The 11946-nt window shown below is 59.7% G+C and carries 6 protein-coding genes; all 6 read left to right on the forward strand.

Annotation, left to right across the window (positions count from 1 at the left end):
- Window positions 1–2227, forward strand: a 2227-nt coding sequence (locus tag GSQ80_RS11445) for an ABC transporter permease (protein ID WP_158787765.1), incomplete at its 5' end; no start/stop codon positions are given.
- A 14-nt stretch (window positions 2228–2241) separates the two neighbouring features.
- Complete coding sequence (locus GSQ80_RS11450) at window positions 2242–4773, forward strand: ABC transporter permease (RefSeq protein WP_158787766.1); 2532 nt, start codon at window positions 2242–2244, stop codon at window positions 4771–4773.
- Window positions 4774–4785: 12 nt separating this feature from the next.
- A complete protein-coding gene (locus tag GSQ80_RS11455; protein WP_158787767.1) occupies window positions 4786–7257 on the forward strand; it encodes an ABC transporter permease in 2472 nt (823 codons plus the stop codon).
- A 13-nt stretch (window positions 7258–7270) separates the two neighbouring features.
- On the forward strand, window positions 7271–9808 hold the full coding sequence (locus tag GSQ80_RS11460) for an ABC transporter permease (protein ID WP_158787768.1): 2538 nt from the start codon (window positions 7271–7273) through the stop codon (window positions 9806–9808).
- A 26-nt stretch (window positions 9809–9834) separates the two neighbouring features.
- Entirely contained in the window at window positions 9835–10542 is a 708-nt protein-coding gene (locus GSQ80_RS11465) for an ABC transporter ATP-binding protein (RefSeq protein ID WP_158787769.1), read from the forward strand.
- Between the two features lie 3 nt (window positions 10543–10545).
- On the forward strand, window positions 10546–11946 hold a 1401-nt coding region (locus tag GSQ80_RS11470), incomplete at its 3' end, for a TolC family protein (RefSeq protein ID WP_158787770.1).

The following is an 11946-nucleotide window of genomic DNA, read 5'->3' on the forward strand; positions in this document are numbered from 1 at the left end:
CAGCTATCTTGACGAACGGTCGCAGCTACGTACCTTCCAGGTTCTCGCTGGATACTCGACTTTCGACCGTATGAACCTTGAAGGGACTTCGGAGCCCGTCTCGTTACGCGCTGTGAAGACTACCGATAATTTCTTCGACGTCTTTGGAGTTCCACCCATTCTGGGCCGGACATTCCGGCCCGGGGAAGACCACCCTGGCAACGATTACGTCGTGGTGCTGAGCTATGAGGTATGGAAGAGCAGCTTCAACGGCCGATCGGATGTAATTGGAACGATAGCCCGGCTCGACGGTATCCCCTACACCATCGTTGGTGTGATGCCCGCAGGATTTCGTTTTCCGATGTATGAAAAAGAGGCTATCTATACACCACTTCATGCACACGATTCGTGGCTGAAATCTCGGGGAATGCATTGGATGCGCACGGTAGGCTTGTTGAAGCCGGGCGTTACCTTGCAACAGGCACAGGCAGATATCTCCACGGTAATGGCTAATCTTGGACGGGCTTATCCGGAGCAAGAGGCTGGGCACAGCGTTTCGCTCTATCCGCTGGCTGCTGAAGTGAACGGCTTTGGATCCGACAGTAAGATGAAGGGTCCGCTTCGCATATTGACTCTAGCGGTGTTGGCGCTGCTTGGGATTGCGTGCATCAACGTGGCAGGCCTGCTTTTGGCGCGAGGGGTGAAGCGCGAGCGGGAGATGGCACTACGAACGGCCATCGGTGCGAGCCGTGGAAGGCTGGTCCGGCAGCTACTGAGCGAGGGTCTGGTGCTCTCGATCGCCGGACTCGCTGGAGGGGTGATCGTGGGCTGGCTCCTCTTGAAAGCGATGAACGTTTTTCTCCTGGAAGCGATCGCACGTGGGAGCGATGTTCATCTGAACCTGACCGTCGCTGCTTTCTCTCTTGGACTTTCACTGCTAATTACTATGGCCGCTTCCCTGCTGCCCTCCCTCCGACTCTCCGGCACGAATCCCGGGCGAGCCTTCCATACGGGGTCAAGTGGCTCGGGCGTTGCTCGAGATCAACATCATCTGCGCTCCACCTTCGTCGTCGCACAGGTGGCGCTGTCTCTCGTGCTGTTAGTTACCTCGGGGCTTCTACTAAAGAACCTACAGCGGTTATTTAAGATGGATATCGGCATCGATACCAAAAAGCTGATCGTTGTCCCTATCGATCTTTCGCGGGGACGATACGACAAGCGCGACCCGTTGCCAACGTTCTACCAGCCGCTGCTGGAAAGGATCACGCATACTCCTGGAGTGCAGGCAGCCGGCCTGATCGATATGATACCGATCGCTGAGTGGGGCAACGGATATGACGTTCACATCACGGGGCAGCCGCCTTACCCTAAAGACATCCCCGAAGCAGCTGAGACGCGGTTCGTATCGGAAGGCTATTTCGACGCGATGGGCCTGAAGGTGACACGGGGGCGCCTGCTCTCGCCCAGCATCGACAGGCCTGAGAACCCCGCGGGAACCATGGTAGTCAACGAAGCATTCCGCCGCAAATTCTTCTCGGATGGCAGTGATCCCGTTGGTGCACACATCGACGACGATCCCAAGCCAGAGCTAAAGTCCGGTATCGTCGGCGTCGTCACTAGCGTCCGGCAAGATCTACAACAACCCGCGATGCCCGAAATGGACTGGCTTATCGATTCTCTACCTCCAGACCGCCGCCTCGATTCCTTGAAGAACATGTTTCTTCTCGTGCGGACCCATCGCGATCCGCAGTCTGTCATCCCATCGATACGCCAGATCATGCATGACATCGATCCCACCATTCCCTTCCGTGAGGCGTTGACCATGGATCAGGTTGTAAAGGATCAGCTTGTCTTCGAAAGAATGGAGGTCTGGCTTTTCGGCATCTTCGCAACGTTTGCGCTGTTGCTTGCCATCATCGGTCTGTACGGTCTGGTCCAGCACGAGGTCGAGACCCGCACACGCGAAATCGGCATTCGTATGGCCCTAGGCTCAACGCGCGTCGGAGTCATGCTTCAAATCATTCGCCGCGTCGCCCTGCTGATGACCCTCGGCATGGCCCTTGGATGGACGCTTACCGTTGCACTCGAGAAGGTGATCGCGTCTGTAGTCGAGCTAAAGGCCGCGGAAAACTCAGCACTGCTCGTCGCACTGACTTTAGCGCTCGGGCTGATCGGCATAGCCACGAGCCTACTGCCCGCTCGACGCGCCGCGACCATCAATCCCACCGAAGCCCTGCGCGCTGAATAAGGAGAGCCTCAACCATGTCGACCATCCCTCAAGACCTCCGCTATGCTCTACGCCAGCTTCGCCGCTCGCCCGGCTTTGCCGTCACGGCCATCCTGACGCTTGCGCTAGGCATTGGAGCCAATACCGCCATCTTCTCGCTGCTCGATCAAGCTCTCCTGCGTTCGCTCCCCGTTCGGGATCCGCAACAGCTCGTTGTTCTCGAAGGCACTGGCGATGCATGGAAGGGACATAGCAGCAGCTTTGGCGGCGATATAGCGTCCTACTTCTCCTACCCTATGTATCGCGATCTCAAGAGCCAGGCCAAATCCCATGGCCTTGAAGATCTTCTCGCCACTTCCAAAGCCGCCTTCGACATCAGCTTCCACAACGCCACGCAGCTGACCGCGGGCGAGATAGTCTCCGGCAATTATTTCAGTCTGCTCGGCACGCGCCCCTACCAGGGTCGCCTGCTGACTGCTTCCGACGACACCGTACCCGGTGCCAATCCCGTCGCCGTTGTCTCTTATAGCTTTTGGCAGAACCATCTCAACGCCGATCCCGCCATCGTGGGCCAAACCTTGTTGCTGAACAATTACCCCTTTCAGGTGATTGGCATTGCCGCTCCCAATTTCCGATCCGCAGTGTGGGGAGAAACACCCGCTGTCTTCGTTCCCATGTCGATGCTGGAGCAGGCAGATCCTGGAAGAGGTGGCTCTCTTAGCCAGCACAATTCCCGCTGGCTTAATATCATTGGGCGCCTTGCTCTCACTCAGTCGGCAACACAGGTGCAGGCCGCGCTCGCGCCGCTGTGGCATGCCCTGCGCGCTGAGGAGCTGAAGGCTCTCGGGGCTACTAGCCCGCGGTTCGTCTCGGAGTTCCTCACCCACAGCCAACTTCTCGTGTTGCCGGCCGCGCAAGGGCTCTCCTACCAACGCGACACGCTGCAGAAGCGGTTGCTCATCGTGATGGGTATGGCGCTCCTCGTCCTCCTGATCGCATGCGTCAACGTCGGGAGCCTGCTGCTGCTTCGTTCCGCGAGCCGCATACGCGAGTTTTCTCTCCGCGCAGCGCTTGGCGCCAAGCGGGCGCGAATCCTCTCTCAGCTCTTGACCGAAGGTCTGCTCATCGGCGTCCTCGGTGGCGCTGCTGGACTTGCCCTCGCCCCGATTGCGCTGCGTGTCCTGGTGCATCGTCTGACTGGTATGGATGAGACTTCCGCCTTTTCCTCCGCACTCGATGCGCGGGTTCTAGCCTTCAACTTCGGTATCGCCATCGTCGTCAGCTTGTTCTTCTCCCTCGCACCTGCTCTAAAGCTTCGCCGCCCCAACCTTACGGACTCACTCCGCGGTACGCAGTCGAGCGCTGCCGGGGGGATGCTGCGTCTGCGTCGTGTTATCGTCTGTCCCCAGATTGGCCTCAGTCTGTTATTGCTGGCGCTATCGGGCCTCTTCGTGCGCACTATGCAAAACCTGCGCGCGGTCCAACTAGGCTTCAATCCCGCGCATCTCGTCACCTTTGACATCACGCCAAGGCTGGCCGGTTACACCCCCGACCGTATCCCCGCGCTCCACCAGCAGGTGCTTGAGACCCTCGCCGCTCTTCCCGGCGTCCAGAGCGTCGCGGCCACTAATATGTCCGAGCTAACAGGCGATACCCACGGCGGCTCTATCTCGGTCGAAGGCTACATTCCGCCACCCGACCAAGACACCGACATTGAGAAGGCCAACGTCAATCCCACTTTTTTCTCCTCAATGCAGATTCCGGTCCTGGCTGGCCGTTTCTTCTCCGATAGCGACGACGCGACGCATCCTCTCGTCGCCATCGTCAACCAGAGTTTCGCCAAGCTCTTCTTCGGCACTGCCACGAATGCTCTGCACCGAAGGATGGCGGACGGCGGCTCCAGCAAGTCGGTCTACAACATCGAAATCGTCGGCGTTGTTCCCGACTTCAAAGAGTCTGGTGTACGCGACGCCGTCGGACCCACCCTCTTCACTCCATTACGTCAAGCCGTCGGCAGCGATCTCTCTCGTGAGCTTTACCTATATGTGCGAAGCCCTCTACCGCCTGCGGCAACCATCGCTTCCCTGCGTCACGCAATGCAACAGGTCAATCCAGCGCTCGCGCTCGACAACCTTCGCACCATGGACGACCAGATCGATGAGAACCTTTCGGACGACCGCCTCACGGCTCTGCTTGCCATCTCCTTTGGCCTTCTGGCGACGCTTCTAGCCGGCGTCGGCATCTATGGCGTTCTCGCCTACAGCACCGCACAACGCACCCGCGAGATTGGCATCCGCATCGCCCTCGGATCCTCCCGCGTTGCTGTCGCAGGCATCGTTCTCTCTGACGTTCTTCGTCTGGCAGCGCTTGGTATCGTCATCGCACTGCCCCTGGCCTTCGTTCTCAGCCGTCTGCTCAAGAGCCAGCTCTACGACATCTCCCCGGCCGACCCGCTCACCCTTACCTGCGCCGTTCTGCTGATCGCCCTGGTAGCTATCATCGCCGCGCTCATCCCCGCCACTCGCGCCGCCTCCGTCAACCCCACCGAAGCTCTGCGTTCTGAATAAGGAGACACCGTCATGCCGACCATCCTGCAAGACCTCCGCTACGCTCTCCGCCAGATGCTCCACGCGCCCGGCTTCGCCCTGAGCGTCGTGCTCGTCCTCGCACTTGGCATCGGCGCCAACGCCGCGATGTTCACCGTCCTTGAGGGCACGCTCTTCCGCCCACTGCCATATTCAAATCCAGAGCAACTGGTCATGGTGACTGCGACCACCACCCGCGATACGGGCACCTTTCCAAGACTCGCCGATATGCAAGTATGGCGCGACCGTACTCGCGCGATCGACAAGATAGCTTACTTCTCGAGCAGTTCCGCGTACCTGCTCACGCAAAATAGCGCGCAGAAGATCAGCTCCGTCATCGCAGGTGCGAATCTCTTCGATACGCTCGGCGTTCGTCCCGCGCTTGGCCGCAACTTCACTACTGAGGAGCAGCAACCGGGAAGAGACAATGTTGTGCTTCTGAGCGACATGGTCTGGCGCTCACAGTTTCATGCCGATCCGCAGATCCTCGGCCAGACGGTTCGCGTTGACGAAACGCCGGGCACCGTCATCGGCGTCATGCCAAAGGGCTTCGCCTTTCCGGCGGGTGCGAATGAGCCCCCTGCGCAGGTCTGGCGTCCGGCCGCTCTCGACGCAGCAGCCCTCACGCGCGCCCTGGAGGGGGAGGGGTTTCAGATGGTTGCGCGCCTTCACCGCGGCACTTCCATCCCAACCGTCGACGCCGAGCTCAATGCGATCCAAAAGCAGTTGCTTCCGCTGTACAACGACAAGTCCTTCGACTATTTCGCACCTGCCCACATCCATGTTGTTGACTACCGAAGGAGCCTTACAGAGAAAGATCAGCGCACGGCTCTGCTCGCACTGTTCGGCGCCGTTGCGGCGCTGTGGCTGATCGCCTGTGCAAACGTCGCTTGCCTCATGCTGGCGCGCGCTGCTTCCCGTCGCCGCGAGATGGCCGTTCGGTCTGCACTTGGCGCAAGCCGCTGGCGGCTTACACGGCAGACCCTGGTTGAAAGTGCCCTTCTCTCTCTTGCCGGTGCAGCCGTGGGCCTCGCACTCTCGCAAGGCGCACTTCGGTTCTTTGAACACAGCCTCAACACGCACGTCAGTCCCTATCTGTCTTTGCATGCGGATGCGCGCGTGCTGTTCGCGTTGCTCGCCCTGAGTCTGCTGAGCGCGGTTCTCTTCGGCGTGCTTCCGGCCAGAATAGCGTCCAATGCCAGCGTGGAACAGGCACTCCGCAGAGACGGCGCTCAAGCCGGCACTGGCCGCAGACAGCACCGTTTGCAACGCATCCTGGTGGTATCGGAACTGTCCCTCACGCTGGTCTTGCTTGTCTCCTGTGGCTTGTTACTGCGCACTGTTTTTGCACTTCGAAAGGTCCCCCTTGGCTTTCGCACCGACCACGTCTTCGTCCTCGATCCAAAGCTCCCGGACTACAAGTACAAAAGTGTTGATAAGAACAATCTCATCTTCAAGCCACTGCTCGATCGCGTAAAGGCTATTCCCGGAGTTGACTCCGCCGCCATCACTACGGTCGCGCCCCTGGATAACCGGATCGCGGTCCAGCTGACACTTGGACTGGGCAAGAATCCGAAGGACGCCATCACCGCCAATCTCCAAGCATCCGGTCCTGAACTGCAGAAGGTACTCGGCTTCGGGATGGCGCGTGGCCGCTATTTCAACGCACAGGATACTCCGGATGCTCCGCTCGCGGCAGTTGTAAACCATGCCTTCGCGCGCGCGTATGAGCCGAACAACGGCGACGTGAGTCACTTCACCCTCAGTGTCAGTACAAGAAAGGGCGTTGCGCCGCGCAGCTTCAAGATCGTTGGCGTGATCGACGACCTGCACCAGGTAGGCATCACCGACCCTGCCATGCCGGAGATCGACATCGACGCCGCACAGATGCGGCCGGACGACGGCGTGTACCAACCAACGGTGAACGCCCACATCCAGCTCCTGCTCCGCTCCAGTCGGGATCCCAAAAGCCTGATCCCCGAGCTTCGTCACGTCATGCAGCAACTCAATCCCGATCTCGCGAGCACCGACATCCGCACCATGGACCAGATCGTTGACGATGCCATGGGATCGCAAATCCTCGCCGCGCATCTGCTCGAAACGCTCGGAGGTCTTGCCCTGCTCGTCGCCCTCGCCGGTCTCTACAGCCTGCTCGCCTACCTCGTCACCCTCCGCACCCGGGAACTTGGACTGCGTCTCGCCCTCGGTGCGCAGCGCGCAGACATCCTGACCCTCGTCCTTCGCGGCGCCGGCGTTCTCCTGCTCACCGGAATCATCGTCGGCGTCGCCCTTAGCCTTCTCACAGCCCATCTCCTCCACAGCCTGCTGTTCGGCGTGACACAATACGACCCCATCACTCTGATCACCGCACCTGTCCTGCTGCTACTCATCGGAACCTTCGCGGCGTGGCTGCCCGCCCGCCGCGCCGCCCATCTTGAACCCATGCAAGCTCTGCGTACTGAATAAGGAGATATCACGCATGCCGACCATCCTGCAGGACCTCCGCTACGCTCTCCGCCAGTTCCATAAGAGCCCTGGCTTCACCGCGATCGCCGTGATCTCGCTGGCGCTGACCATCGGCGCAAACACTACTATCTTCTCGTTCGCCAACCAGATGCTCTTGGTCCAACTTGGCGTTCCGCAGCCTCAACAGTTGCGTGCGTTGACGATGGTGGACGGTGAACACAGTGTCGTCCACAGTACCTGGGGAACGGGCTTTACAGGCGACGACGGCAAACATCATTTCAATTCCTTCACTTACCCCGTTTATCAGCAGCTTCGCAAGCAGAACATCGTGCTCTCCGACATCTTTGCATTCAAGCGCCTCGGCAGCGGGAATGTCACGGCCAATGGATCAGCGCAGTCCGCGAAGATTGAACTCGTCTCCGGCAACTTCTACCAGCAAATGGAGCTGAAGCCGCAATTGGGCCGGTTAATTCTTCCCGCGGACGACGGAGCACCCGGCAGCGGCAATGTTGCCGTGCTCTCAGACGCCTTCTGGCACCGCGCCTTCGGCGGTTCGGCGGATGTCCTCGGCAAAACCATTACCGTCGACATGACGCCTGTTACGATCGTGGGCGTCAATCCAGCTACCTTCACAGGTCCGGATGGCGTCAACGGCGCAAACCCCGACGTGTATCTTCCGCTCTCAATGATGTCTGTCTTGCGCCCCGGGGCGGGACAAAGCGACCCGCTCAGGCCCGATCTCTGGTGGCTCCAACTGATGGGCCGCAGCAAGCCAGGAGTCTCTGATTCGCAAGCTGAAGCGGCGCTCAACGTTCAGCTCAACGCAGCCGTTCACGGCACGATGACTGTCGCCAAGGACGAGATAGCTCCGCACCTGCTGATCGGGGATGGTAGCCGCGGTGAAACGTTCAACCAGAAGTTCTTCCTCAAGCCGATCTATGTCCTGCTTGGGCTCTCGGGTCTGGTGCTGTTGCTGGCTTGCGCAAATATCGCCAATCTGATGCTCTCCCGCGCGACCGTTCGTCAGCGCGAGATGAGTGTGCGCATGGCGCTCGGTGCTGGACGCGCCCGCATCCTCCGCCAGGTCCTCACCGAGTCGCTTTTGCTCTCCGCCTTCGGAGGGATTGCCGGTCTCTTCCTTGGCTATGTTGGACGCAACATTATCCCGTGGCTCACCAGCACCGCGTGGGAAGGCGATCGGATCAGCATCGCTTTCGACTGGCGCGTCTTCGCGTTCACCTCCGCGATCACCTTGGCCACCGGCATTTTCTTCGGTGTTGCGCCGGCCTGGCGTTCGACGAGCGTCCCAATCAATACCGCCCTGAAAGAGGGTTCACGAAGTGCCACCCGAAGCCGCAAAGCCTGGTCCGGAAAGGCTATCGTGAGCTTCCAGGTTGCGCTCTCCACATTGCTGGTTATGTCCGCGGCGTTCTTCGTCCGCACGATGATAAACCTCAATGAAGTTGATCCCGGTTTTCGCGCGGAGAACCTTCTGCTGGTAGAAGTCGATCCCCCCGCCAGGCAATACCCTTCACCGAAAGATACGGCGCTCGCCCACCGTCTTGAAGAGGCCTTTGCCGCGCTACCTGGAGTTCAGGGAGTCACCGTAGTCAATGTCCCTCTGATTGCAAGATCACAGTGGAACTCAGACTTTCTCGTCGAAGGCGATAAGGGCCCGAGGTTTGGCAAGAAGGATAACCGTAATTGGATTGACCTGAATTACGTCGGAGCTGACTTCTTCTCCGTGATGCAGATTCCCCTCTTGGCCGGGCGCAGTTTTAATACGCAGGATACCGAGACCTCCACGACGGTCTCCGTCATCAACCAGGCACTCGCACGCCTTTACTTCCCCAACACCAACCCCATCGGCAAGCGTTTCCGCATCGGCACCGAAGGCCCTGACGCCAGGTGGATCCAGATCATCGGTATTTCTGCGGACGCGCAGTACGATACCCTCAAGACTGCACCGCCGCCAGTCCACTTCGACCTTTACCGCCAGGCCACCAATATCGGCGGTTTTACCTACGTCCTTCGCTCCCCGCTCGCCCCCGCGCAACTAATCCCCGCACTGCGAAACGCGACCAAGCAGATCGACCCCGACCTCCCGCTCACACGGATTCGCACGCAACAGCAGGAGATTGACGCTGACGTGCAGCAGGAGCGTATGTTCGCCTCGCTCACTGCAGGCTTCGGTCTGCTTGCCCTCGCGCTCGCCTGCGTTGGTATCTACGGCATCATGGCCTACACCGTCTCGCAGCGCACCAACGAGATCGGCATCCGCCTCGCCCTCGGGGCGGCCCGCGAACGCATCCGCGCGATGGTTCTGCGCGAGACTGCGTGGCTCGCCGCGATCGGCGTCGTGATTGGTCTGGCCGCCACGCTCGCCCTCGCTCGGCTGATCCAGTCCATGCTCTACGGCCTCAAGCCCTACGACCCCGTTACCCTCGGCGCTTCCATCCTTGTCCTCCTTCTGGTCGCCTTCATCGCCGGGTGGATCCCCGCCTACCGCGCTTCGCAGGTCAACCCCATCGACGCACTTCGCAGCGAGTAGGCCGCCACAACCAGTAAAGGAACCCTATGATCAACATCCACAACCTGGACCGCAGCTACAAGACAGGCCACACCGAAACCTTCGTCCTCCGTCGCATCCACTTGCACATCGCACCCGGCGAGTTCGTCACCATCATGGGCCCGTCCGGCGCGGGCAAGTCTTCGCTCCTCAACGTCTTCGCCATGCTGGACGACCAATGGCGCGGTGACTTCGTCTTCGACGGGACGCCCATCCAGACCCTCAACCGCAAGCAGCGAGCCGAACTCGCCCGCCAGCGCACCGGCATGGTCTTCCAGAGCTATCACCTCATCGACGACCTTACCGTGGCAGAAAATATTGACCTGCCCCTCAGCTACAAAGACATCCCGCGCTCCGACAGGCAGGCGCTGGTGGCCGATACGTTGGACCGCTTCAACATCGTGGGCAAAAAAGATCTTTATCCCTCGCAGCTATCTGGCGGCCAGCAGCAACTGGTTGGCATTGCCCGAGCGGTCATCCATAGGCCCGCCCTTCTGCTCGCTGATGAGCCCACTGGCAACCTCCACTCCGAACAAGCTGCGGAAATAATGCATCTCTTCCGCAAACTCAACGAGCAGGGTACAACCATCGTCCAAGTAACTCACTCCGAGACCAACGCCACCTTCGGCTCACGCACCCTTGAGTTACGCGACGGTTGGCTTACCCGCGACACCGCGAATCCCAATCTGAATCTCGCCACAGGAACAGCAGTCTAGATCATGAACCCACGCCATCTCGCCCATCTCGCCCTCGCTCTGCTCGTGTCGGTCCAAGCGATGCCTCTTCGTGCTCAGCAGTCCACCTCCGCGCAGGTCGCCGATGCACCCCAACCTGCTCTGCGTCTGGATATTCCCCACTCGTCGAATCCATTCAACGCCTATCGCGCGACCAAGGTGCCTCAACCCAATCTGGCCAACTCCCCGCGGTTAGACTCCCTTATCCACGATGGCGTGCTCCAACTCTCGTTGCAGGATGCGATCGCACTCGCGCTCGAGAATAATCTTGATCTGGCCATCGCTCGCTACAACATCCCCATCGCGAGCGCCGACGTCCTCCGTACGCAGGCCGGCGGCGTCTTCCGAGGCGTCAATACGGGCATCGTACAGAACACTCCCGGTGCCGGAGTCGGCGGCTTTGGATCCGGTTCGACAGGCGCCGGTGCAGGCGGTACCAGCGGCGGTGCTGGCGGCGCTGGTACCGGAGCTTCTGGCCTGGTCCAATCTACACTTGGCACGGGTACTGTCGTCTCCTCGTACGATCCCAACATCACGGCCAACGGTAGTCTCGAGCACTACACCCAACCGCTCTCCAACCTCACGATCAACGGCGTTCCTGTCCTCCATACCAACACCATCCTCGGCGACTTCAACTTCTCTCAGGCCTTCGCCACCGGTACCAGTTTGTCGGTCACATTGAACAACGATCGCATCACTAACAACAGCCTCTACACGCTGCTTACTCCCGAGCTCGACACCTACTATCGGGTCCTCTTTCAACAACAACTCCTCGCCGGTTTCGGTCTCGGACCTAACCTGCGTTATCTCCGCATTGCGAAAAATAACCAAAAGATTTCCGACCAGGCCTTCGAGCTGCAGATCGTCAGCACGGTCACACAGATTGCGGATATGTATTGGGATCTCGTCAGCGCCTACGAAGATGAGAAGGTCAAGAGTGCATCTCTGGACTTCGCCAATCAGACGCTCGATACCGCTCGCAAGGAACTGAACCTGCAGGCAATTCCAGCGCTGGATGTGCTGAAAGATGAAGGCGAGGTCGCTAACCGCGAGCAGGACCTCACGATCGCTAAATCCCAACTCCAATTTCAGGAGCTGCTCATCAAGAACGCTCTCACAAAGAACCTCGACGACCCCATTCTTGAGGCCATGCCTGTGCAGCCCACCGACCTCAGCACCGTCGCTCTGGACGCTGACATCACTGGCCCTGCTCCTACCGAGAACATCATTCAGAAGGCGTTGGCAAATCGAATCGAGCTCTCTGAATCCAACATTGATCTTCAGAACCGCGAACTCTCTTTAGCGTCTGCGCGTAACGCCCTTCTGCCTTCGCTGGCTCTCGTGGGCTTCTACGGCGGTACCGGTCTGGGCGGTCCCGCCAACCCC

The organism is Granulicella sp. L46 (assembly GCF_009765785.1).
GTDB lineage: Bacteria > Acidobacteriota > Terriglobia > Terriglobales > Acidobacteriaceae > Granulicella.

Bases quoted from the DNA above. Each gene is read 5' to 3' on its own strand.
- GSQ80_RS11455 (WP_158787767.1), top strand. From the start codon at position 4,786: ATGCCGACCATCCTGCAAGACCTCCGCTACGCTCTCCGCCAGATGCTC.
- GSQ80_RS11460 (WP_158787768.1), top strand. From the start codon at position 7,271: ATGCCGACCATCCTGCAGGACCTCCGCTACGCTCTCCGCCAGTTCCAT.
- GSQ80_RS11450 (WP_158787766.1), top strand. From the start codon at position 2,242: ATGTCGACCATCCCTCAAGACCTCCGCTATGCTCTACGCCAGCTTCGC.
- GSQ80_RS11465 (WP_158787769.1), top strand. From the start codon at position 9,835: ATGATCAACATCCACAACCTGGACCGCAGCTACAAGACAGGCCACACC.